Consider the following 22747-nt stretch of genomic DNA (forward strand, 5'->3'; position numbering starts at 1 on the left):
GTTAGTGTCCTCCCTAACATTACCATCCTCACCGCCATTGTCACCCTGTGGCACTTGTGGACCACCAGCATCACCAGTTTGGTTGCTGAGCGTAGCCGAAGCATCACCAGCATCACCAGTTTGGTTGCTGAGCGTAGCCGAAGCATCACCAGCATCACCACCATCTATTCCCCCACTGGGGGCTAGGGGGCTTACGGCATTGGGACTTTCGGTTAGTGTCTCACACCAATCCAACCCCGCAGCCTCACAAGCCACAGCCACATGCTCAGGCACATCCTCTTCAAACGTCACATGCCCTACACCAGGAATCAGCCGAGTCTTACCCACCAATTCCAAATTCTTCAACTTCCTCATTGATATTACTAAAAGTACAGACGCCATGCCTGGCGTCTGAATTTTACACCCAAGGAATCAAAGCCAACGTAGCCGCCGAAATCGGTAGCGGATGATCTCTATGACCACTAGACTTACCCTCAAGGTCAAAACCTCTCTCGTCAGTACCAACGCCACCACTTTTGCCTTTTCCACGCAAAATAATTCCATGGTTAGAGCTACCTACCAAATAATGGCGTCCGTCCGACCCAGGCACAATAAACACACAAGGGTTATTCTTGTACTTCTTCAGTTCAGCCTGCACCTCCTTGCTCATGCCCGCCAACTTCGCCTTCAGCATGTGATCGATATTATTATGTCCCGCACTTGGGCCATTATCATCACTATCAAAGACCACCGAATTCTGAGGCACTTCCACCTTCGCAAACTCGTGAGCACCCAGTCTAGCCACAGGGCTACCCGTAATCTCACCAGCCGTCACATCAGCCACAGCAGGATACTCCCCACTGAAAGCCTTCGCCGATATCACCCCAAACCACGCAAGGTTACCGGCAATATTATCTTCCTGTACAGCATCAGCCGCAAGGTTCGAAAAATCTAATAAAGGCATAATCGTAAAAAATTAAATTAAAAAACTAACTAAGTAAAGACGCCATGCTTGGCGTCTATCAAGTAAAGACGCCATGTGTCACCCTGAGCTTGTCGAAGGGCATGGCGTCTAATTACCACAACAACCCCTCCGGTGCCTGAGCGGAGCCGAAGGCTGGAGGGGCAGGGGTGGTTCTAGTGGGGCTTACGAGAACCCACCAATCCAAAGATCCTTCGGATTCGCTATACCCGCATTTCCGTAGAAATCCAGCATCACCGATATCGCTCTGGTTTCCTTGTTATAGTAGAATTCAAACTCCGCCAATCTGTTGAAATCCAACATCATCGCCAAATTATCCTTCGTAGCTATAATCGGTCTTGCAAACGCCTCTACACCTGGTTCCACAATCATCTCCACCTGAGTACCCTCAAGGAAAGTCTTGTTAAACTGCGTATTATAAGGAGCCGCACCCACATCCTCCTGATATGCCTGGCAGTATAAATCATACGCCGCCGTATTCAAAATCAACACCGTGTCAGCACCATATCGCACATTAGCACGCAAAGCCGCCTTCAATATATCAAACTTCGCTCTTACAGTCGCCTTGGTTAAAGCCGTACCCAAAGCCACAGCATTAGTCGTCGAAGGAGCTCCAGCAATGATATCAGTAATCTGATCCACCACACCATCCATGATATCACCAGAGTCAGTACCCTCAGCATCATAGATTGAGTTATAAAACGCCATCCTCAGATTCTTCTGAATATCCTCAGCCAATCTCACCATCACCCACTCCTCAAAAGGCACCTTCTTAGCGTCAAAACGCTTCATTCTCACCTTCATCATATACGTGCTATACAGCTTATGAATCTGGCTCTGGCTGTACTTCATATCCACCTTGATAGGCCTAGAAGTCATACTTCTATTCTTCAAAGTACCATACGCCTTCGGATTAAACTCATCCGTGTTACCTGGTTGCAATGGATCCACAGTATCCAAATCCGTCAACACAATCGTCTGAATGCCATCGCATTCCATCACATTCACATAATCTGCCAGAGCCTTTATAGGCGTCCCAGGACGTCCCTCCAGACCAATCTCGGCAATTCTACTCACAAGGTGCTCCTTGTGGTCATAAGCGTAATCTTGCAAATTATTTGCTACGCCGCTCAAACTCAACGCCTCAGCCATCTCTATCAAAAATTAAGTTAAAAAATCCAACTTCACTTCGGCTTGATAGGCAATCAAATGCTCCACCCATGCCACTTTCATCCACACACATTTTCAACTTTCATCTTCCGTACAGCCGCATTAAAATGCGGCTCACTTTAACACCACAACCACTCCCCTCCTTACCAAGGAGGGGTGCCCGAAGGGCGGGGTGGTTACGGGCTACTACTTATTCCCCTGGGCCTCCATCTTCTCCTGAAGATCTATAGCCGCCTGCGTCTGTGGGCTCACCTTTCTGGTTTTAGTCGTCACAGCATCCGCAGCATCCACCGCACCATTCATCACATTAGGCTTACTACCGTTCGCCTTCCACGCTCTCAGTTGAGTCAGTTCAGCCTTATTGGCCACCCACTTCCCAGCATCAGCTCTAAGCTGCTCCAGCTCCGCCGCACCAATAGCCACCTCACCTTCTCCCAGAATGTCAGGCTGAGCTTGTCGAAGCCCAGACGCCATGCTTGGCATCTCACCACCATCAACAGCATTACCATTAGCACTCTCACCACCAGCTTCTTCAGCTCCCCCATCGGGGGCGGGGGGGGCTTCACCAGCATCAGCACCTTCACCAGCATTCTCATCACCATCTGCTTGGTTGCTGAGCGTAGTCGAAGCATCGCCTTCACCACCAGTAGCACCTTCACCACCATCAGCAGTAGCAGCAGTAGCATCGGCAGCGGCACCAGTAACCAACTCACCAGCAGCATCCGCAGTAGCCGCTCCTAACTCCCCCACTGGGGCGGTCCGGCGTTCCGGCTGGGGGGCCTCCATCACAATAATATCCACTTCCTTCCCCGAAATGGCCTTATCCAAAAAATTCGCTACACTCTTAAACACATTACCCATATCGCTCAAAATTTAATTAATACACTCTCAATCGTACAGACGCATTGCAATGCGTCTCACGGTAGCTGAGCGGAGTCGAAGCTACTTCGCCAACCTAAACACCTCCTTGGCAGCATCTTCCATCGTGCCAAAAGCATCCGCCAGCCCTTCATTTATGGCCTCCTTGCCCCTAAACATCTTACCGCTAAAAATCTGCTCCGCATTCTCCATATTCAGCTTGCCTTTCCTTCCAGCCTTCACCACCTTCACAAAATCCGCCCTCATCGCATTCATCTCAGCCCTCACCTCGGCAGCCACCTCATCAGTCAATACCTCGTAAGGGTTCAGCTTCGCCTTATTCGAGCTCCCATCAGACCTCAACAGCGTAAACTTCACTCCATTCTGCTCCTCAAAACTCTTAAACTCGTAGTGTACCATCAGCACACCTATACTACCCACCGAGCTCACAGGCCCAGCCTCCATAAAAATCTTCTTGCTTTGGCTTGCTACCCAGTAGGCTGCACTCGCACCCATACCCTTCACAAAACTCACCACTGGCTTCTTCAGGTCACGCACAATCTCACCCAGCTGCTGAGTGCCATTCACCTCACCACCAGGCGAGTCTATCTCCAGCAGTACACCCACTATCCTTTCGTCACGTTCACACTGCTTCATCCAGCGTCCCAGCGTTTCAGTTCCATAGCTACACGCATCACCATATCGCGTCATACCACCCATTATCGGTATCACCGCCACATACTGCTCCGCAGTACCACCATTGTCACCCTGAGCTTGTCGAAGGGACTCACCAGCCAATGGCTGAGAAGATAGATCTGAAGCATCAGCATTAGCTCCCCCATCGGGGGCAGGGGGGGCTGCATTCATTCCAATAAACCCCATCTCCTTCCTGGCCAACTGCCCAAGCCTTATTTCATTAACAATCCTGTCCTCCTTTCCAGAAGCCAGCAAACCATTAATCGCCCTCGCAAACACCGGCTCCACAGCCCACATCCTACTCCCAATATCTATCATCGCCAAAATCTTTAAATTGTATAACCAATCGTTCCCCTCCTTCCCAAGGAGGGGTGGGCAAAGCCCGGGGTGGTTCTGTACCTAGACAAACCTACATCACACCAAATCCCCCACACAGGGCAAAAGTACAGACGCCATAAAAACGCCCCCAATGGGGCGTTCCGGCGTTCCGGCCGGGGCTAAACTCCCTCCCCACTGGGGAGGGCTGGGGTGGGGCTACATCGCCGTAGTCGTCACCTGCCGCCAAGCACCATTCTCGTACACACACAGCTTATTCAGCGTAGTATTATACACCATCAGCCCATTTGCAGGGCTAGTAATAGCATTTATTTGAGTTGTAGTTCCTCTGGTGATTAATACGCCTTTTGTAGTGCTTGATACATGTAATTGAGCTGAAGCATCTGGAGAAGTAGTACCTATAGCAAGCCCACCACTATTTATTCTCATGCTTTCTGCTGTTGAGTTATTCACATAAAATGCCATATAGCTCTGGGGTGTTCCTATCGCAAAATTGTCATTTGCAGAGCCACTAGTCCATGTAGATATATTGCCTATATAACCAACGTTCAATAATGTTGATGGGTTGGTCATGAATAGGTCGTTTGCCAATATACGGCCAGAAATAGCCAATTTATAGCTACCTGATGGTGTTCTGGCTATACCTACATTTCCATTCTGGTCGATACGCATTTGTTCCGTCAGCGTACCACCATTCGCAGTCCTAAAAATCAAGCCTCCAGTATTATTACTAGCCGTCAGTGTCTGAGCCTCTATCTGTGCCAAGTTGGTATTTCCAGTACCTCCAAACAGCACACCCACCCCACGGCCTAAGGTTGCATTTGTGGCGTCATTCGTCAGATACAAGCCTACTGGCACACCACCAAGGGAGGTATTTATATGTGTTTTTTGTTGGGGCGAGGTGGTGCCTATGCCCACATTTCCACCTGAAAGTATCGTCAACTTCGGAGTTCCAGCGGTTATCAGAACAGTCGGATTAGCAGCTCCCGAGCCAAATATCGAAGCATAATTTCCTCCGGCAAATCCAGTACCCGTAGAGTTATCTATACCTATGTAGGCAGTTCCTCCAGAGTTAGTGAATTCTTGAAATACATTTCCAGTGCCAGAACTGATTGCATTTAATCTAAAAAATGCACTACCACCTGGGGCAGCTATTTCAAATCTTCTGGTAGAAGAGGTTGTACCTATTCCTAGGCTTGTCCCATTATCAAAAATCAGACTATTGCCAAACGTCGATCCAGTCCATTTGCTCAAGTAATTCGTAGTGAGCCCACTCGGCGTATTAAACTTCCCATCCAAGCTACTCTGCAAACTCGTTACGTTCGATATCGCTATATTAGCCCAGCTATTCACCGTTCCGTTCGAAAACAAAAACTGCCCGTTCACGCCCACATGCGTACTCGCAGCCAATATCCTTTCAGTATTACCCGTAGGCTTTACCAAAAACACCCTTCCACTCCGCACACCCACACCATAAAACCCCGCCTTAGGCCTCGTAGCAGTATCACCATCAAACACCGCCGTAGTCCGCACACGCTGTGCCGTCACATCAATCGTAGCCAAGAGGCCCACAAATACCATCATCACAACCAACATCACTTTCCCAATTCCCCCACTGGGGGTTAGGGGGCTAAATATCCTTTTATTCATAATCACTAAAAACCTATAAGTCTCAAATTGTATCACGTATTATTTCATAGCCAGTAGTAGCTGCCGGTTCAGGAAGAGTCATAAGCACCACCACACTTTCAGCGTATATCGTCACAGCCGTTCCCACCTGTCCCACAAAACGCCCCGCTATTCTTCTAATCTGACCAAACCCATTGCTCCATTTAATATACACCTTATCATTAAGTTTATAAGGGAGTAGCCCACCAGTATAGCCAAACACCAAGTTTCCAAAAAAACCATTGCTCGGAGCTGAACCAATCGTGAGCCCCGTATACCATGTACTAGCCTTGTGAAAAGCATAAAAGGCTGTATTCAGCCCACCTTCGCTCAAGTCAGTTATTTGCATCAAAATCCCTTCAAAACTAAAACCCGTTATAGTAGCCCTAGCCCAGCCCTGGCTCATCGACGCCGACATAGCTGGCTGTCCCGTAAAAGCCTTCGTAATAATCACCTCATCACCAGTATTATAAGGCATATTTGGGCGTTGAACATACACCCCACCCAGAAACATATCCGTCAATGGCAAAGCCACACCATTCGCATCCTCCCATTCAAACTCCCAAGTGTCATAAGCCTCCGATATAGTAACCGTATTACTATTTGCTTGAAAATAAGGACCATAACCAGTCATTCGCCTTAAAAAATCCTTTTTTTTAGCCACACTCAGCGGCACAGGTGCCCATCTGTAGCCCACCTCTTCACCAGTCATCACAGCACCACGCTTCTCGCCGCCTTGCTTGCCAGTGCCACCCTTGGTAGTCACTTTCAGTCCCTTCACCGAAGTACCCACCACCACAATATTCCCGTCCGTATCCTCCATAAAAAACACCGACCTCGCATTCTGGTCCTTCATCATCTCAGCCACCATCGCCGCACTAAAGCCCGCCATCTCGTAGCCCACCATATGCTTCCAGTTCTCCGAGCCATCTGAGCCCAGCAGTTCATAATCAAAACTCTTCGTGTCATTCGGCACCACATACTCAGCTGGCACAAAATACTGAGGCAAAAACGCCAACGGATCCGCTGTCACCTCACCATTCACCACATGAGCCTTCGCCGGAAACTCCCCCGTAAAAGCCTTCGTTATCACCTTCCAAAATCTCAAGATCCCAGCAATATTATCCTGCTGCACTCCATCCGCCGTAAAACCACTAAAATCCATCATACCAATAAGTATTTAGTAAAGAGGCCATGCATGGCCTCCAATCCAGTATCCAATCATTCCCCTACATCATTCCCCTCCTGGTGCCTGAGCGTAGCCGAAGGCAAGGAGGGGTGCCCGAAGGGCGGGGTGGTTAACACGCCCGGTAGCTGAGCGAATCCGAAGTGTCACCCTGGGCTTGTCGAAGGGCTACCCCCTCTGCATAAAAAACGCCTCACCCGTAAACTCCGCACTACCGCCATCTGGCATCGGCAGCCAGGCCTGTATCTGCGTCAGGCTCACAGGTTGCCACTCAATATTCCGCACTGGTCGCTTATCCGCATCATACCACAGCACCTCCAGCTTCATCGTATTCAGGCTGTGCGTCACCAGTCCACCATCCGTCAGACCCGTCACCGCCACATTCTGTTGTCTCAGCGGCCCCCACACACCATTCACATAATACACAGGGTCATCCACCTCAGGCAGCAGCGTCACACCATCATATACACCCACCACAGGCTTACCGCCACCATGGCCAAAATTCATCACATACCCATTCGTCGTGCCCATGCTTCCGTCCATGCTCAGCACAGCACCATCAGTCTGGCCACCAATCCTATACTTCACATCATTAGCATCCTTCACAAACACCACCCATCGCCGTTCCGCATTCACAGCCATCCATTCCAGTAAAGTAGTGCTCACGCGTGGCACCAACACCCGCACATCATTCTGCCACACGCCACCGTGAGCACCACCCCCAGTCTTAAAGTCAAAAAACGCCGATCCAGGCGGGAAACAGACATTCAGCACATCATTCAGGTCCACCGGCAAATCATCCGCACCCACCATGCCGTCATCCACAATAGACACCGCCATCACTTGGCCCAGATTATCCCTTTGTACCCAATCTTCAGTAAACATTCAACACCATTTCATTTGACCACCAAAACTAAAACCCCCACCCAAAAAACAAAAGGGCAAAACTTTGACTATCAAAACATTAGCGGGCAAAAAAACCTCAAAATCGGGCAAAACTTTTTCAAAAAATCCTTGCAAAACAATATCGTACAGACGGCATGCTTGCCGTCTCAACACTCACCAACTCCCCTCCCTACCGGGGAGGGGTCGGGGGTGGGGCTGGCCACAAAAAAAAGACCAAGAGCATCGCCCCCGGCCTTTCCATAAACCTTAACCTATTATAACTATAAAAAAAATCCAACAACCAATAACCCGGTCACTGAGCGTAGTCGAAGTGCCAATAACCCGGTCACTGAGCGTAGTCGAAGTGCCAATAACCCAGTCACTGAGCGTAGTCGAAGTGCCAATAACCCGGTCACTGAGCGTAGTCGAAGTGCCAATAACCCGGTCACTGAGCGTAGTCGAAGTGCCAATCACCTTCCAACCCTCTCCACCAGCACCTCATTAAACTTCCTCATCCGTTTAGCCTGCTCCTGGTCCAGCAGCTCCGCAATCTGCTTCGAATACTTCCTATGAATATGCTTCCGCCATTGATCCTTATTCCAGTCATCCTCAGCCAGCCCGTAGCGTTCGCCCCAAGCATTCACCGCCGCCTCGTAGTTCGGAATCATCACAAACCGCCCCACACAAAAAGCCAAAAACTCCCGTTCGTACATCTTCTCCAGCAGCTCACCAAGCACTCGGTAATGGTGAGGCAGCATCATACTCACATCCAGCTTCATCTCCACCGTCACCTCCAGTATATCCAAGTCATCCTTAGCATCCCGCCATACCACCGGCAACGTCTGGCTATCCAACGGATAAAAACTCAACGCCGCCGTTATAATACCCCCCGCAGCACTCCTCTGGTTAACCACCATATTAGTACCCCAATTACAACCATGCTCATAATACAGCTTCACGGCCCTCGGCACAGGGATATCAAGTTTAACAGGCATACTTCGCGGTTTTGAATGATGCCAAATTTAAACAAAAAAACGTCATTATACAAAAAATTCGTAAAATGACATTTACTTTCCCCTCCCTACCGGGGAGGGGTTAGGGGTGGGGCTAACGACTGGGGCCGGTGCCTGAGCGGAGCCGAAGGCCAAAATTGCACTATCCCAACATCCCCACACCCAACCGGTCACTGAGCGGAGTCGAAGTGAAGGATTTTTTCCAAACTCCACCGCTTCCAACTACCATTTTGGCTGTAACATCGTAACCAATCCTAACACTTTGACAATCAACACTGTAACACTGTAACCAAACTGTAACCACACCAAACTCAACTTGTAACCGCCATTTTTGGCCCTATTCTCTCTATTTTAGTTACTACTAAACTGTAACTGTTACAAACTTCAAAAAAAAACTGTAACAATAAAATACAAATACAAAGTCCTGACACACAAAACTTTACACACAATTTTTTGCCCTGTATAATTTCAGATACAGAGTTACAATTATAATTGAATTACTACTACAAAGGATTACAAAGGAAAAAACCGCCAAAAAAAACGGCTAGCGAAAAACTCACCAGCCGCATAAAAAATTGTACCATTCCAGTATAGCCGCCATGTGTCACCCTGAGCTCCGCCTGCCTCGAGCTTGTCGAGAGGTCGAAGGGCTGGCGGCTCGTAACACTGTCACCCACTCCTGTCACCCTGAACTCCGCCTGCCTCGAGCTTGTCGAGAGGTCGAAGGGCTGAGCTCCGCCTGCCTCGAGCTTGTCGAGAGGTCGAAGGGCTCACAAACGATTCCAATCCACCAATAACCAATACACCAGCCACTACTCCCCCACTATGGGCTGGGGGGCTAACTCCACTCCCGCCTCTCCTCAGGCACCTCCCAACTCAGCTGCATATACACACACCCATCATCATCAGTCATCTGTTGCCAATCCTCATGCCTAATCCTCAGCTTGGCCTCCGACTCCGGCAAAACATTCACCGTCACCTTGTCACCCTGAGCCTGTCGAAGGGCAGTCTCCCCATCCCTACTCATGGTCGTAGTCAGCTCAACCTCCCCCTGAGCATTCCTTCGCATAATCTGATTCCATTTCATGCCACAAATATTCACCCTATCCCCCAACCCACCAAAAAATGCTAAAAACCATACCAAAGTACAGACGCAATATGCCACCCTGAGCCTGTCGAAGGGCATTCCCCTCCTGGTGCCTGAGCGGAGCCGAAGGCAAGGAGGGGTGCCCGAAGGGCGGGGTGGTTAAAACCGCACAAAAAAAAGACCAGGAGCACCGCCCCCAGCCTTTCCAGTAAACCCAAAAATTAAAGAATTCATATCACACCAAGGTGATACAATTTATTTAATTGTCTTTAATATTTTCGTTAGTGGCAATTTAAGAAATGAACCAAATCTTAGCCTTACCACCTAAATATTTTTCATTACAATACTTTGCACACTGTACAGCATCTTTACGAGTTGAGAAAACTAAATCATCATTTGGATGTGTTTCAATGTCGTGCCTAAAATGAAAACCTAAATCTTCAAAATTTATATCATCATATTTTAAGGGTTTATAGTTTTCGTAACTATCAGCTATTTCCGCCCTCCAACCTTTAAAACCATCGTTCCATTTCATTATTACAATCGGGATTTTACGGTATTTAGAAACAGTAAAACTGCCACTAACACCACCCTTATTCAATGTGGGCTGAGTAGTTAAATCAACTTTTGAATTATCCATAAACTTTAGAATTTAATTGTTGCTTAGTGCTTTTAAGCCCACACTAAATAAGGCTGTATTCGTTATCAGATATCACAAAGCCCTCAACTCAAACTCAAGTCTTTTTATCTTCTCCACCGCTCTTTGATAGTCAACATCGTCTTCAATAGCAAACAAACTCGTCCAGTTGGCCTTAGCCTTTTCAAGCTTATTTCTATACTGTGTAATTTTTGACTTCTTGGCTCTGATTTTATCCAGCCTTATTTCCTCAAGAGTCTTCCCAGTTGCAGGTTCATTGCCCCAGTAACAATTAACTTCCAGTCTTGGGTACTTCACTTGTAGCAATGCCGCTCTGTATTTAAAATACCAATCATACTTCAGACGCAGTTGCCACTTCAATCCATCCCAGCAAACAAACTCCACCACCTTTCGCTTTTCATCAATGACTTTGATGCTAAACCAGTGCACCACATCATACACACTACTGCCAGCACTAATATTATTCATTGTTATCTAATTCAATAACCCTACCCTTCAACCCCTCAATCATCTTATTCAAAAGCTCATTGTGCTCCTCAATAACAATCGGCACCAACGTAATCTCCTCACAGCTCAACGCATGCCTCCTAGCCTCATCTGCCGTATAAACCCCAGCAAACTCTTTGTGGTCAGTATAACCACAATTATTCGGCCGAAAAAAACACCCTCGCTTCAAAATATAGAAAAACCGATGCGTCAGACATAACTCCGAAATCTCCATCGCCCTTTCCTTCCGACTAATCCTGTCCAAAGCCAGCCATCGAGCCACCTTTTCACCCTCAAAAATCACCAAATCAGCACCATTATCCCTCACCACCGGAATATTCAGATAACAAACCTCAACCCCATCCCTCGTCTTCATATCCTCATACCTAACCAGCTCCAGCAGCTTCCTCTTAGCCGCATTCACCGTCTCCGCATGCACCACCTTCTCGCTCCACACATACGAATCCTCAACCCGCTCCAAATCAATCCTATAAGCCTTCTCTACAATCTCCAATTTCATCCTCGCTATATTGTTACAGTTTAAACTTCTTAATTTCTCCCACCCTATCCGATTTGCGTGTCAATAGTTTGCATTTTAATGACCCATGTTCACACCTACAAACGCTCGTACTCGGTTCCATGCCAGACGGATATTTCAATATCCACTTCATCTTTCCCCAGCAATGAGGTTTGTTTGCCTTCTCAACAATCTCTAATTTCATCCTCGTTACATCGTTACAGTTTAAACTCTATTTAATTCCCCCTTTGGGGCGGTCCGTCGTTACGGTTAGGGGGCTATTCCCCCACTGGGGGCTAGGGGGCTGGCTTTGGCTGCCCCTCCAACCACTTCAAAAACACCGTCCACTTCTTACTCTCAATCACAAACTCCTTCAACAGTCTATACTTCCTGTTGTTGCTCGTCGTCAGCTGCTCCACCATCGCATTATACTTCTTACCCCAAGCCACATCCACCGCTACACTGTCACACTGAGCCTGTCGAAGTGCACCCTGAGCCTGTCGAAGTGCACCCTGAGCCTGTCGAAGTGCACCCTGAGCCTGTCGAAGGGCAGCCTCCAGTTTATCCACCTGCCCCATCAACACCACATTATGCTTAGCCAAAAACGACATCCGCTTACCAAACGGCACATCCTTAAAACTCATCTCCTCATTATTCAACCCCGCTACAGACGCCATATCACCTTCAGCTCCGCCTGCCCCGAGCTTGTCGAGGGGTCGAAGGTCCGTCTCACCATTACTGTCAGCCTGAGCTTGTCGAAGGCCAAGCTCCAGCGGCTCACAAACAAATCCAATCTCCTTCTCCTTCATCTCCGTTACATTGTTACAGTTTAAATTCTAAATTATTCCCCCATTGGGGGCTGGGGGGCTATCCCTGAGCAATACGATTCGCCTCTACAATCGCAGTATAATCTACTGTATCATCTTCCACTAATATCAGGTTCATCTTATGAGCAAACTGGTGGCATCTAGCACAATCATAAGGCTCCATAAACAAATCGATATAGTATTTCTTTTCAGGATCAATTCTCTCAGCAATGCCTATTTCACCCGTATGCCTATTTTTATACTTTCTACCCAAAATTATCTTTTGCTTGTTATAAAAATCATGCTCAGCCCACGACTCAAACGGATGGCAAGTACATCCCCACAGGCCAGTAATAAAAGGTTTTTCTTCCATCCTCGTTAAATCGTTACAGTTTAAACTCTATTTAATTCCCCCACTGGGGGTTAGGGGGCTAACTGGGGGCTATTCCCCCACTGGGGGTTAGGGGGCTATACACTCCCCCAGGTTTTAATCTTATACAGCCCTGCCAAATAATCATAAAGTTCCTTCGAGCGAGGGGCAAAACCCCCTCCATCATCCTTCAAAACCTTAGGCTTCGCCACATCTTCAGCACACTGAGCTTGTCGAAGTGCCTTAAACTCCTTCTCGGCTGCCAACCATTCCTTCACCTTCGGGTCATCAATAACCCCCGCATTCACCAACACCTCCAGTTCCCTGGCATAAATACTCTTCACACACTTCCCATTCTTCATCCGGTAAACACTCAGCCTATCTCTACCCGTCTTCAGGTTCTTAGACCACCTCAACTCATACTCATATATCCTCGCCATCTCAATATCTCAATTCAGTCCAATGAATAATCTTGCCCACAAAATCTTCCTTAAACCACCCAAAGAAATCCTCAGCTCCATCAAAGCCATCATTCTTCGCCAGTCGTTCAATCTCCCCTTTCTCTAGCCTTCTTCCATCTACCTTTACCACAAACACCCGCTCATCCTTCAGCTTAATACACGGCCCAGCAGTCATCACCATTTCCTTAATCTCTATCTGCTGAATACCAATAACAGGCACTACCGGAGCAAACCTCCAATAACCGGGCTTTCTCACATTGATAGAGAAATGGATATCCATATTCACTTTCCATCTTCCGCTGGTATCTGTCCTAATCGTATGCAGCTTAGGCACATAATATTCATCAAGTTGCCAGTTTCGGCTAAACTTCCTCTCATAATCAGCCTTGTACTCTTGGTAGTGGGTCACTGCATCTCTATTCTTCACGGTATCAATCAACCCAGTCCATATCTTGTCTACAAAATAAGTCGGCTCACCATTCTCAAAACTCTCCTTAAATCCTAATATCATCGTCTCCGTCGTTTAATGTATTTCTATTGTCAGCCTGAGCCTCGCTCGCACTGAGCTTGTCGAAGTGTCGAAGGCCACCCACCTCATCTTTCATCGGCTCAATAGGCTCCACATAGTGCTTCTTACGCTCCACACACCCATTCTCATCACAATAATTCATCCCACAATTACCAGTACATCCGTTTGCCAAATCCCCATAAAAACTCAAATTATCCTCTAACTCCAGACCCTCCCGTGGGTCACTGAGCGGAGCCGAAGTGTCCCACCACTCGTCCAACTCCCTCACCATCCTATCAAACTCCATCTCAGCAGCCTTGCTATCAGCCAGTACCTTCCTTGCTTCCGGAGAAGGAAACCTCCCAGTACCCTTCCTCAGCGAAAAATAATACACCTGCAACTCACGCATCAACCTACCTTGTAAGTACAATGCCTCCAACAACTCAACTCGCTTCATCTTCCGCCAATCCTTCGTTATAAGCCTCTACCCATGCCTTCAAAAACTGCAAAATACCCTCCTCATGCTCTTCAATTTGATCCTCCAAACTTTCCATTAGTTCATTATCCATAGTCAAGCTAATAAACGCTTCACTCAAGCCCTCATCTAGTTTAGTTGCCACATACTGAGCCTCGCCAATCTTCCCAAAAAACCTATACTTCACTTCAATCTGCTCTAATTCTGGAACACCAACTTCATTATCCATAATCTCCAATTCCTCAACCCGATGAATCATAAAATTCTCAGTTATCACTTTAAGAGCCGTCTCCTGATTTTTTTTGTGAGTAGATGCCGTCTTATCCTCAAAAGCAAAAAAATCAACCGACAGCCCCATTCCACCACGCACAATTAGATCCTTTTTGTGTTCGTAATCCCATTCAGCATAAATAGGTATTTCCTTGCATCTTGGATTCTCAAGCTGACAGACAGCCTTCGTCTCCGCCACAAACCTTTTAATCTCATCCTCCGACTCAAAAACCCTCCTGTCTTCTTTCTTAAACCACTCCTTCAGTGCTGCATCGAGCTTGTTTTTATCCACAAGTTCGTGTCCGCACACCATCAAATACTTTCCCATAATCCAATACTTTAATCGTTAAAAAATCATTTTAAAAACATCCCCTGTCAGTCTGAGCTTCGCCTGCCCCGAGCATGTCGAGGAGTCACAGACCCGCCATCCACTTCCTTATCAGCTTCTACAGCCAACTCCCCCACTGGGGCGGTCCGGCGTTCCGGCTGGGGGGCTTTCTCCCCCACCGGGGCGGTCCGACGTTCCGGCTGGGGGGCTTCCACTGGTGGCTGAGCGGAGTGGGCGGCATCCCATCCGAAGCCCAAATGCCTCTCCGCCTCATCCAACCTCGCCAACAGTCTCACACTCACCAAATGCGGCAAATCCTTCCCAGTAATCAACTCCGCCTGCAGTTCCTTAATCAACCCATAAACCTTCATAACACATCAATTTAAAAATTCAAAAATCCTATTAAATCCCCTCCTTCCCAAGGAGGGGCCAGGGGTGGTTCTGGCTGAACCGCTACCCATTCATAGCCCTCACCATCAACCCCGCAGCGGCCACCTTCACCTTCATTCCGTCAAAAATCCGCCCCGCTATCTGCGTCATCGCCTCAGCCTCAGGTATCTTTCCAGGATTCCCCTTCACCTCCTTCATCATCTCCATCAGCATCTCATTCACACTATCAATCGTACCCGCATCCGCCAGTACCACATCGGCAGCCTTAGTGCCGTTCGTCATGATCTCGTTCCCTTTCATCTCTAATTATCCGTTTAGTTTTTAATAAATTCCTCTTCAATTCTATCAGCTCAGGCATTCCCTTTATCGCCTCCTTCAACTCGTCCGGTAGTCGCATAATACCCAGTACATAATTATCACTCAGCACTACACTTCCTCCCTCAGCATTTCGTTTCGACAACTCCTCATCTGTCAAAACCTCCAAGTTCTCCAGCCTCAAATCCCTCGCATCACCATTCCTGAATACCACATTGTATCCTGCAGGTATAGGCCCATACTCCGCCTCCCATGTCACCCTATTCCAATGCTTCCAAACACCATCAACCTTCACAAAAGGAAACTCATGGCCCGTGCGAAGCCTCCAGTACCTAATCGTTCCATCAGGCATCACCCCAGTCTTTTCCCATCTTTTCCTGTTAGCCACAGCCAGCCGCCCACTCGCCTTATTCCTATGGTGCACCACCGCCTTAGCATCTGCAGACCGCTTTAGCTTCAGGTATCGCCTCTTCTTTTCTATGTGCTTCTTCGTCCAGCCCTTCTCTTTTTTCCAAGTATTATTAAAATACTCCGCCAGCTCAGTATCCCCCATCTTCAGGTAATTATCTTTCAGATACTTCACTTGCTCCTCAGTCCAGTACTCCATCTCCATCCTTTTCAGTCCAAGCTCATACAACTTAGTCCTTACAGACGTCAGCCTCAGCCCAAGCATAGCAGCCAGTTCAGCATTAGTCTTACTATCCCAGTTTTTCCGCAAAACCTCCAGCATCTCATCATTCCACGCTATCTTATTCCAAGGATTATAACTCATTTTTTCACTACTTTAAACAACTGTAAATTCTTCATTATCAGCAAGATAAAAAAGACGACACCCATATTTATTTTATTAGCTCCCCTCCATCATTCCCCTCCTGGTGCCTGAGCGTAGCCGAAGGCAAGGAGGGGTGCCCGAAGGGCGGGGTGGTTAAAAACCCATCACCCCCACCCACCCTTACTAACCGTATCCCTCCCCGTACAAAGCCTATACCTCACCACCTTACCACCACCCGGTAACCGAGCTTGCTCTGAGCTTGCCGAAGAGCGAAGGGCCTCTATAAACCGCACCGCCGAATCCCTCACCTTAAAAATGTGGTGGCCTCTAGCATTATGAGGCACCAGCTTTCCGCTCACTTCCTCATCACTCTCCACCCAATGCTCCACGGCCTTACTCCTCTCCAGCCTCACAATCTTCTCATTACTAGCCATAATCATCAAAAAAATATTAATTCAAAAAGTCTTACTCGACAACCTTTGCCTAAGTCTTCCAAAACCAATCGCTATCTCCGTTTTCTCAAACTTTGGCAGAAAAGGCACTGCCTCTGGAAAATGTAAACTCACATTCTTATAAGTCCTTAGCCCATGTAAAGTGGCCTCTAACTCAGCCTTCAAAACACGCAGCTTATCCGTTTTCCTGGTCCACTCTTGAAACAACTTCACCTCCGAATCACTTGGCAAATACATATTATCTTTCCTTGGTAAATAATAATGCTTCACATCCTTATCCTTCGACAAAAACTTCACATAACCTCCAAGCTGATGTGTGTATATTGAACTTTGAGTCGTGAAATACTCCGGTGCTTTAGCATACAAATCCAAAACAGCACAAGGAGTTTGAAGAACTACATTTTCCGTCACAGACTTCCTCAAATCCTCAAACAACTTATCCACTGCAGCTTTTTTATTACTGAGCATCACATCTGCCACTTGCTTAGCTATCTCCTTACTAATTCTCATACTTTGATCTATTTTAAAAATTAAAAATTCCTTACTACTCCCCTCCTTTCCAAGGAGGGGCTGGGGGCAGGGGGCCTACAACACCACCTTCCCTACCTTCGCAATCTTAAACACCTGCAGCTCCATAAAACACCGCTCCACCTCGTCAGTACCCTTGTGCAGCCTACCCATCAGATAGCCCGTCACTTCCACATCCTCGCCAACCTTTATCAAGTCGCCCTTCTCCACATTATCATGCATCAGCACAAACTCCACCACGCTACTCGTACCACCACCCGAGGCATCAATCCGCACTACACGCTTACGTGTCTTATTCACCCCAAACTCCTGCACCGGCCCAATCATCAACACCCTACCACTTTGCTCAACCTTCTTCATACTACCTATCTATTTTAAAAATTAAAAAATTCATCCTTTCATGTCAGGCTGAGCCTGTCGAAGCCCCACAATCTAAATCCGCTATATTACGTTCCCCCACTGGGGGCTAGGGGGCTACTGGGGAGGGGTCGGGGGTGGGGCCAACGCCTCCATCACCCAGTTCAAAAACCTCCCCTTCGCATAATTCCAATCACCAGCCGTTGCAGGCTTATAAATACCAGGCCTCACCATCAACTCCTTCACTATCCGTTTATCCAGCGTCTTATAGCCATACTTCACCTCACCCGTTACAGGGTTATAGTATAGATCAATCGCCACCGCCTTCTCCTCGCTCAGTATATTCACATACTGCTCGCCCATCCCACAATACATATACACCGGAAAATCACTCATAGCATCAATTATTTAATCGTTGTCAGGCTGAGCTTCGTCCACACTGAGCTTGTCGAAGTGTCGAAGACCCGCCATCTAAGTCAATACCTCATTTCCAAAATCTCAAAATCATCCTGGTTAAACTCCATCTCGCCCACGCTAACTATCTTTATCCCACAGCTGCCATCCATCGGGCACCAGCCCTCTTCATCCATCATGGCATCTATTACGCCTTTCTCATTCCAATTACTGGTCGCCAGCATTCGCATCACGTGTTCGCAAAGCTGCTTCAAAAACGTCCTCAAATAATCCTCATCATTATCCGCCAGTTTTATCTCCGACCCCGCCCAAAAATCCACCATATCCTTTATCGCCTGTTCAGTTTTGTACATCTCACCACTGGCACTCACCTCATACTCATAATCCATATCCACCTCAACCACTATCCGAGCCCAAGTAGGCTCATGCTGTATCGCATACTTTTTCTTTCCCATCTCTCAAATATTTTAAATCGTTAAAAATCAAATGCCCTAAAAATCGTCTCTCCCTGATATCCTTTTTCTAGCTCAATAATCGTCGTTTGAATTCTGGCATAGTCAAAGGTTTTCCTTGGAAGATTCGTTAAAGATTTCATCCCGTACGCCTTCAATTTCCTTAATCTTACATCACTACTAGCAATTGTAAACCATGGCATTAGTGCTATTACATTATCACTCAGTTTCATGCACTCTTCCAAAATGTAATATCCTACTCTCATTCCGTTCAAATCCACATCAGCTGGAGCATTTTCTACCTTTGCACTTGGTAGCGAAAACGGCGGATTCATTACTACACAATCAAACCGTTTAGTCTTGTCAAGTAAAAAGAAATCTTCAGGTTGATAAACCATATATTTTCCTTTTCTAACCAATGCATTCACTATATTTCCAAGCCCTCGAGTTGGTTCTAATATTCTTCTAGAACCATCTGGTACCAGCCCAACCATATACTCACACACAGCCGTTGGCGTTTGAAACATCTCATGTATATCCTTACCTTTCATCCCTCTCTATTTTTAAATTTCCAAAAAATCAATTCCTTTTTACTCCCCCTTTGGGGGCTGGGGGGCTCAAAACAACTGCGGACCCTTATTCCTCTCCTCTATCTCCTTCGCCAAATCAACATCCCCCTGGCTGAGCTTCGGTGCCTGAGCGGAGCCGAAGCCCGGTGCCTGAGCGGAGCCGAAGGCAGCATTCCTCGCATTCCCCGGGCTATACTCCTCTATATTTGCATAATTTATCGGCATATCTGGGCTTGTTTGGTAGTAGAAAAACTCCGTAGCCTTCGGTGTCACCAGTTGTGTAGCCACCCACTTGCCCTCTCTCACGCTGTAGATCCACTCGTGCGTCTGCTTGCATATCACACGGCCATCGCTGGTGCGGTGTTTCTCTATCGCCACAGGGTTATAAGCATAGCCCTTCATCGCTGCATAATCCCGCAGTTTCGTTCCAAATCCATTGCTCGTTATATCGCTGCCCGTATCAATCTTATACTGCTCAAACACCTGCTTTCTCACCAAGAAATTATCCACCGTGCCGTCGCCCTTGTTAAAAAACATATCAAACCACTCTATCATCTGCACACCTATCTTATTGCGGTATGCATTAATCCGCATATTATCGTCACCACTACTCACATATCCATACTTGATAAAGCTCTGGCAGGCCACCGCCAGCGTATTAATGAAGCTATTCCAGTCGTGTTGGTCAAAATCCCGTATCAACTCCTTCCCAAAATCATCAAAAGGCTTCCTCACCTCCCTATACTCCCCGCTTTGGTTATAGTGGTAGTAATCGCTATACTCCGTCATCCACAGCCTTCGTATCGTACTATCCTGGTCCACATCTATCGGCGGAAAATTACTCGTAATCCATATCTGTGGCGAGTCCTCAAACCCTATCGTCTCACTCTTCGTACCCTTCGGGTTCTTCTTCATAAACCCCGTTATCGCCGAGTAGAAGAAACTAAAATCCGTGTGCTTATCAGCATCATCCAGCCACAGCATATCCGTGTCTTCACTTATATTCTCAAACACGTGCTTATTCGCCAATGCCGCCCTATCACGCCCAGCTATCGTCTCCGTAGGTAGCACCTGAGCCAAACAATACGGCGTCAGCGACTTACCCGTACCACCCTGGCTCTTGCTCAAATCCCGCATCACATAATCCATACTCCACACCGCCATCGCCGTACTCATACTCTTATACCGGTGCATCATCTTCCCTATACTCAGCAGCTTCGTTATCAAGTGCATCTTCTGCTGCTGCCGCTGGCTCTCAGTCAACAAAGGCCCATCAATCGCAAACTTATATTTCTCCCTATATTCATCTCTTGTCAATATCTCCCCACGGCAATTCACCTTGCCAGCTTCGGCATTTGTTCCCCCATTGGGGGTCAGGGGGCTGGCTGCAGGGGCCTTATCCAACTCATCCTCCAGCTCCACTCTCCAATGAATCCTACTCGTCTGTATCAGATAATTCAAGAAAATACAATCCTTCCGCAGTATCTTGATATCATACAACCCCTCATCAGTTACAGTTATACAGAAGCTCGGCTCCATTTTCTCAAACTTCACAGGCACCCTGCTCTGAGCCTTCGCATCCCACCAGCTCTTATTCAGCACCTCGTGTTCCCACACATACTTATTCACCTTCTCAGGTCTAAAAGTCTCAATCTTATCCGCCGAAATCTTCCACGTCTCATTACTCAGGAAAAACCACTGGTAGTCCTTATCATAATCCTTAAAATCCAGTTCCACCTCAGGCAGCCTCGCAAAAATCGCATCCGCCACATCCCTGCTCCTCAGCATCGAGTCGCTCAGGTCGCTATCAAAACTATGCTTCGCCACAAACTCATCCACAAAATTCTTCATGTCCGCCGTGTCCAATATCTGCTGCACCTGGTTACCCTTTATCCGCACATACTCACGGCTCTTACCGCTAAACCTGCTCCTCGCCAACACCGCAAAACCATTTCTGTAAAGAAAATTCAGAATATAACTCGGCCTCGGGCTATACTTATACAGCAGCTTGCCCTCCTCCTTCATCGGTATCTTACCCTCCATCTTCACCTTCTTCGTCCAAAATTTGTAAGGCTTCGCATGGGCCAGCACACGCTTAAAATCAAACGGCTTCCACCAGCCAAAATAATCCTTCACATCCTTGCAAAACTTCGGACTGCCATCCTCTTCCTTCTTACCACTTCGCTTTTGGGCCAACTCCTCAGGCAGCCATGCCGTACAAATCTCTATATGATGCTCCGCCAACTTCGCAGCTGCCATCTTACCAGGGGCATCTATATCAGGCACATTAATCACCCGCCACGCCATTTCGGCCAACTTCTTATAAGGAAAATACTCCGGCGTTATATGCTCCCCATTCGCCCAGACAGGGAAATACCCCAACGCCGCCATATTCAACGCATCACTCCCACCCGTCGCCACCAACACCTCAGGCAGCTTATTCGGCTCATGTCCCGCATCGTAGGCCTCCTGCAGCATCTTCGCCACAAACCCATCATGCTCTTCCGGATTAATCCCCAACCTATCCATAATCTCCGCATCATTCGGCAGATCATCATACGCCGCCTTCACCTGCTCCAGCCCAAACAAATAATTCTTCGGCACCACCCCCTCATAAAAAAACCGCTGCTTCCCATACGGCTCATAAAACTTATAAGCCGTAGGCTTCTCAAAATCCCCTCCTTCCAAAGGAGGGGTGCCCGAAGGGCGGGGTGGTTTGCGTGAGCTATTGCCGCCCCCTATATGCCACACAAACATCGGATACGTCTCCGTAGCCTTAAACACATGCTTCACCTTCTGCCCCGTCTTCTTATCAATACTCACCAAACTATGCCAAGCCAACGGCCTAAACCCATACTTCAAACAAACCTCCTTAGCCCGCTCAAACGCCACAGCATCCTTCCCCGTGCCCTTGTCACCCTGAGCCTGTCGAAGGGCCGCTTCACCCTTCCCATTCCCCCCACCGGGGGTTAGGGGGCTTCTCCCCATCCACTCCCACACATGCTTAGCAAAAATCCCCTTCAGTGCTGCCATCTCAAAATCATCCAGATACCCCCACTCACGCTTCTTCACTTCCACGTCTTCCAGACCTTCCGTTATCTTCTCATACTCATAGCTGCGGCTAGCCTTGCCATTCTCTACCAGGTTAAAGTGCTGGCATATCCACTTGCAGGCGTTAGAGTAATCCAGATTCTCAAACTCCATCACCACATCAAACGCACTCCAAGTCTTATCCGAGGAGCCCCAGTCACGAATCACCCACTCCGTGCCCGCCTCATTCTTCTGCAGGCCCAGGCTAGGGTTATTCTCGACCTTCAGGTGGTCGCACTTAAACTTATAGGCATAATTCCGCACGCCATTACTAGCCTCACTCACCTTCGCCAGTATCACATCCAGACCCATGTCCGTCTGTTCCAAAATCTCCTCTCTGCTAAGACCCATATATTTATTTTCCAGAAAAACTCGTAATCAATTTTTTTATAATCCCATGTCAGGCTGAGCCTGTCGAAGCCACTTCACTACTGTCAATTAGAGCGTAGTTGAAGCCCCCATCAATCCTCAAAAGCCGACCTAATAATCCCAATCAAAATCGACAAAAACACCACCGCAAAAAACAACCCCACACAAAACGCAAAAGGCTCTGCAGTCAAAAAGAAATGAATAATCTTCTTCATAAAATCTCTATTAAGGTTAAAAAAATCAATCCTCCTGTCAGGCTGAGCTCCGTTTACCCCGAGCTTGTCGAGGGGTCGAAGCCCC

At 47.7% G+C, this 22747-nt stretch carries 28 protein-coding genes; all 28 read right to left on the reverse strand.

All coding sequences use genetic code 11. The features are described from left to right. On the reverse strand, window positions 1-354 hold a 354-nt coding region (locus EGI31_RS12530; RefSeq protein WP_255037575.1), incomplete at its 3' end, for a hypothetical protein. Window positions 355-397: 43 nt separating this feature from the next. Beyond that, window positions 398-943 (reverse strand): hypothetical protein, encoded by a 546-nt coding sequence (locus EGI31_RS12535; protein WP_255037576.1) that lies wholly within the window; start codon window positions 941-943, stop codon window positions 398-400. A gap of 183 nt (window positions 944-1126) precedes the next feature. Then, complete coding sequence (locus EGI31_RS12540; protein ID WP_255037577.1) at window positions 1127-2113, reverse strand: phage major capsid protein; 987 nt, start codon at window positions 2111-2113, stop codon at window positions 1127-1129. A gap of 204 nt (window positions 2114-2317) precedes the next feature. Beyond that, on the reverse strand, window positions 2318-2992 hold the full coding sequence (locus EGI31_RS12545) for a hypothetical protein (RefSeq protein ID WP_255037578.1): 675 nt from the start codon (window positions 2990-2992) through the stop codon (window positions 2318-2320). Window positions 2993-3073: 81 nt separating this feature from the next. Next, window positions 3074-4003 (reverse strand): S49 family peptidase, encoded by a 930-nt coding sequence (locus EGI31_RS12550; protein WP_255037602.1) that lies wholly within the window; start codon window positions 4001-4003, stop codon window positions 3074-3076. Between the two features lie 216 nt (window positions 4004-4219). Then, window positions 4220-5671, reverse strand: coding sequence for a phage tail-like protein (locus EGI31_RS12555; protein ID WP_255037579.1), 1452 nt, complete (start codon window positions 5669-5671; stop codon window positions 4220-4222). A gap of 22 nt (window positions 5672-5693) precedes the next feature. Further along, the gene (locus tag EGI31_RS12560; protein WP_255037580.1) at window positions 5694-6857 is read right to left on the reverse strand and encodes a hypothetical protein; all 1164 of its coding nucleotides are present in this window, start codon (window positions 6855-6857) and stop codon (window positions 5694-5696) included. A gap of 186 nt (window positions 6858-7043) precedes the next feature. Beyond that, entirely contained in the window at window positions 7044-7760 is a 717-nt protein-coding gene (locus tag EGI31_RS12565) for a hypothetical protein (protein WP_255037581.1), read from the reverse strand. A 470-nt stretch (window positions 7761-8230) separates the two neighbouring features. Then, window positions 8231-8755 (reverse strand): hypothetical protein, encoded by a 525-nt coding sequence (locus tag EGI31_RS12570; RefSeq protein ID WP_255037582.1) that lies wholly within the window; start codon window positions 8753-8755, stop codon window positions 8231-8233. Between the two features lie 856 nt (window positions 8756-9611). After that, complete coding sequence (locus EGI31_RS12575; protein WP_255037583.1) at window positions 9612-9938, reverse strand: hypothetical protein; 327 nt, start codon at window positions 9936-9938, stop codon at window positions 9612-9614. Between the two features lie 214 nt (window positions 9939-10152). Continuing rightward, complete coding sequence (locus EGI31_RS12580; RefSeq protein ID WP_255037584.1) at window positions 10153-10500, reverse strand: hypothetical protein; 348 nt, start codon at window positions 10498-10500, stop codon at window positions 10153-10155. Window positions 10501-10572: 72 nt separating this feature from the next. Continuing rightward, on the reverse strand, window positions 10573-10986 hold the full coding sequence (locus EGI31_RS12585; protein ID WP_255037585.1) for a hypothetical protein: 414 nt from the start codon (window positions 10984-10986) through the stop codon (window positions 10573-10575). Next, on the reverse strand, window positions 10979-11524 hold the full coding sequence (locus EGI31_RS12590; RefSeq protein WP_255037586.1) for a hypothetical protein: 546 nt from the start codon (window positions 11522-11524) through the stop codon (window positions 10979-10981). The genes EGI31_RS12585 and EGI31_RS12590 overlap by 8 nt, the downstream gene beginning before the upstream one ends. A gap of 293 nt (window positions 11525-11817) precedes the next feature. Next, window positions 11818-12198 carry a hypothetical protein gene (locus EGI31_RS12595; RefSeq protein WP_255037587.1) on the reverse strand — a complete coding sequence of 127 codons (381 nt, stop codon included), beginning with the start codon at window positions 12196-12198 and terminating at the stop codon, window positions 11818-11820. A gap of 190 nt (window positions 12199-12388) precedes the next feature. Then, window positions 12389-12700 (reverse strand): hypothetical protein, encoded by a 312-nt coding sequence (locus EGI31_RS12600; protein WP_255037588.1) that lies wholly within the window; start codon window positions 12698-12700, stop codon window positions 12389-12391. Window positions 12701-12795: 95 nt separating this feature from the next. Next, a complete protein-coding gene (locus tag EGI31_RS12605; protein ID WP_255037589.1) occupies window positions 12796-13041 on the reverse strand; it encodes a hypothetical protein in 246 nt (81 codons plus the stop codon). Window positions 13042-13138: 97 nt separating this feature from the next. Beyond that, window positions 13139-13669 carry a hypothetical protein gene (locus EGI31_RS12610; protein WP_255037590.1) on the reverse strand — a complete coding sequence of 177 codons (531 nt, stop codon included), beginning with the start codon at window positions 13667-13669 and terminating at the stop codon, window positions 13139-13141. Further along, window positions 13653-14123: a hypothetical protein gene (locus EGI31_RS12615; protein WP_255037591.1), complete on the reverse strand. Its 471-nt coding sequence runs from the start codon at window positions 14121-14123 to the stop codon at window positions 13653-13655. Before EGI31_RS12615 ends, EGI31_RS12610 begins: the two co-directional genes overlap by 17 nt. Continuing rightward, window positions 14110-14739, reverse strand: coding sequence for a hypothetical protein (locus tag EGI31_RS12620; protein ID WP_255037592.1), 630 nt, complete (start codon window positions 14737-14739; stop codon window positions 14110-14112). Before EGI31_RS12620 ends, EGI31_RS12615 begins: the two co-directional genes overlap by 14 nt. A 453-nt stretch (window positions 14740-15192) precedes the next feature. Next, the gene (locus EGI31_RS12625) at window positions 15193-15429 is read right to left on the reverse strand and encodes a hypothetical protein (RefSeq protein ID WP_255037593.1); all 237 of its coding nucleotides are present in this window, start codon (window positions 15427-15429) and stop codon (window positions 15193-15195) included. After that, window positions 15395-16216 (reverse strand): HNH endonuclease signature motif containing protein, encoded by an 822-nt coding sequence (locus EGI31_RS12630; RefSeq protein WP_255037594.1) that lies wholly within the window; start codon window positions 16214-16216, stop codon window positions 15395-15397. The genes EGI31_RS12625 and EGI31_RS12630 overlap by 35 nt, the downstream gene beginning before the upstream one ends. Before the next feature lie 455 nt (window positions 16217-16671). Beyond that, window positions 16672-17178, reverse strand: coding sequence for a hypothetical protein (locus EGI31_RS12635; RefSeq protein WP_255037595.1), 507 nt, complete (start codon window positions 17176-17178; stop codon window positions 16672-16674). A 75-nt stretch (window positions 17179-17253) separates the two neighbouring features. Further along, the gene (locus EGI31_RS12640) at window positions 17254-17556 is read right to left on the reverse strand and encodes a DUF3127 domain-containing protein (RefSeq protein WP_255037596.1); all 303 of its coding nucleotides are present in this window, start codon (window positions 17554-17556) and stop codon (window positions 17254-17256) included. Between the two features lie 114 nt (window positions 17557-17670). Further along, entirely contained in the window at window positions 17671-17949 is a 279-nt protein-coding gene (locus EGI31_RS12645; protein WP_255037597.1) for a hypothetical protein, read from the reverse strand. An 80-nt stretch (window positions 17950-18029) separates the two neighbouring features. After that, the gene (locus EGI31_RS12650) at window positions 18030-18422 is read right to left on the reverse strand and encodes a DUF2528 family protein (RefSeq protein WP_255037598.1); all 393 of its coding nucleotides are present in this window, start codon (window positions 18420-18422) and stop codon (window positions 18030-18032) included. A gap of 20 nt (window positions 18423-18442) precedes the next feature. Beyond that, the gene (locus EGI31_RS12655) at window positions 18443-18970 is read right to left on the reverse strand and encodes a DNA methyltransferase family protein (RefSeq protein WP_255037599.1); all 528 of its coding nucleotides are present in this window, start codon (window positions 18968-18970) and stop codon (window positions 18443-18445) included. 66 nt (window positions 18971-19036) lie between these two features. Continuing rightward, the gene (locus EGI31_RS12660; RefSeq protein ID WP_255037600.1) at window positions 19037-22429 is read right to left on the reverse strand and encodes a hypothetical protein; all 3393 of its coding nucleotides are present in this window, start codon (window positions 22427-22429) and stop codon (window positions 19037-19039) included. A gap of 110 nt (window positions 22430-22539) precedes the next feature. Next, on the reverse strand, window positions 22540-22747 hold a 208-nt coding region (locus EGI31_RS12665; protein ID WP_255037601.1), incomplete at its 5' end, for a hypothetical protein.

The sequence above is a fragment of the Lacihabitans soyangensis genome (assembly GCF_024343775.1).
Classification (GTDB): Bacteria; Bacteroidota; Bacteroidia; order Cytophagales; family Spirosomataceae; genus Leadbetterella; species Leadbetterella soyangensis.

Coding starts and splice junctions, on each gene's coding strand:
- EGI31_RS12640 (WP_255037596.1), bottom strand. CDS start 17,556: ATGAAGAAGGTTGAGCAAAGTGGTAGGGTGTTGATGATTGGGCCGGTG.
- EGI31_RS12600 (WP_255037588.1), bottom strand. CDS start 12,700: ATGGAAGAAAAACCTTTTATTACTGGCCTGTGGGGATGTACTTGCCAT.
- EGI31_RS12635 (WP_255037595.1), bottom strand. CDS start 17,178: ATGAGAATTAGTAAGGAGATAGCTAAGCAAGTGGCAGATGTGATGCTC.
- EGI31_RS12550 (WP_255037602.1), bottom strand. CDS start 4,003: ATGATAGATATTGGGAGTAGGATGTGGGCTGTGGAGCCGGTGTTTGCG.
- EGI31_RS12585 (WP_255037585.1), bottom strand. CDS start 10,986: ATGAATAATATTAGTGCTGGCAGTAGTGTGTATGATGTGGTGCACTGG.
- EGI31_RS12620 (WP_255037592.1), bottom strand. CDS start 14,739: ATGGGAAAGTATTTGATGGTGTGCGGACACGAACTTGTGGATAAAAAC.
- EGI31_RS12595 (WP_255037587.1), bottom strand. CDS start 12,198: ATGGCGTCTGTAGCGGGGTTGAATAATGAGGAGATGAGTTTTAAGGAT.
- EGI31_RS12650 (WP_255037598.1), bottom strand. CDS start 18,422: ATGGGAAAGAAAAAGTATGCGATACAGCATGAGCCTACTTGGGCTCGG.
- EGI31_RS12615 (WP_255037591.1), bottom strand. CDS start 14,123: ATGAAGCGAGTTGAGTTGTTGGAGGCATTGTACTTACAAGGTAGGTTG.
- EGI31_RS12625 (WP_255037593.1), bottom strand. CDS start 15,429: ATGAAAGGGAACGAGATCATGACGAACGGCACTAAGGCTGCCGATGTG.
- EGI31_RS12630 (WP_255037594.1), bottom strand. CDS start 16,216: ATGAGTTATAATCCTTGGAATAAGATAGCGTGGAATGATGAGATGCTG.
- EGI31_RS12590 (WP_255037586.1), bottom strand. CDS start 11,524: ATGAAATTGGAGATTGTAGAGAAGGCTTATAGGATTGATTTGGAGCGG.
- EGI31_RS12540 (WP_255037577.1), bottom strand. CDS start 2,113: ATGGCTGAGGCGTTGAGTTTGAGCGGCGTAGCAAATAATTTGCAAGAT.
- EGI31_RS12570 (WP_255037582.1), bottom strand. CDS start 8,755: ATGCCTGTTAAACTTGATATCCCTGTGCCGAGGGCCGTGAAGCTGTAT.
- EGI31_RS12535 (WP_255037576.1), bottom strand. CDS start 943: ATGCCTTTATTAGATTTTTCGAACCTTGCGGCTGATGCTGTACAGGAA.
- EGI31_RS12645 (WP_255037597.1), bottom strand. CDS start 17,949: ATGAGTGATTTTCCGGTGTATATGTATTGTGGGATGGGCGAGCAGTAT.
- EGI31_RS12610 (WP_255037590.1), bottom strand. CDS start 13,669: ATGATATTAGGATTTAAGGAGAGTTTTGAGAATGGTGAGCCGACTTAT.
- EGI31_RS12660 (WP_255037600.1), bottom strand. CDS start 22,429: ATGGGTCTTAGCAGAGAGGAGATTTTGGAACAGACGGACATGGGTCTG.
- EGI31_RS12580 (WP_255037584.1), bottom strand. CDS start 10,500: ATGGATAATTCAAAAGTTGATTTAACTACTCAGCCCACATTGAATAAG.
- EGI31_RS12655 (WP_255037599.1), bottom strand. CDS start 18,970: ATGAAAGGTAAGGATATACATGAGATGTTTCAAACGCCAACGGCTGTG.
- EGI31_RS12565 (WP_255037581.1), bottom strand. CDS start 7,760: ATGTTTACTGAAGATTGGGTACAAAGGGATAATCTGGGCCAAGTGATG.
- EGI31_RS12545 (WP_255037578.1), bottom strand. CDS start 2,992: ATGGGTAATGTGTTTAAGAGTGTAGCGAATTTTTTGGATAAGGCCATT.
- EGI31_RS12560 (WP_255037580.1), bottom strand. CDS start 6,857: ATGATGGATTTTAGTGGTTTTACGGCGGATGGAGTGCAGCAGGATAAT.
- EGI31_RS12555 (WP_255037579.1), bottom strand. CDS start 5,671: ATGAATAAAAGGATATTTAGCCCCCTAACCCCCAGTGGGGGAATTGGG.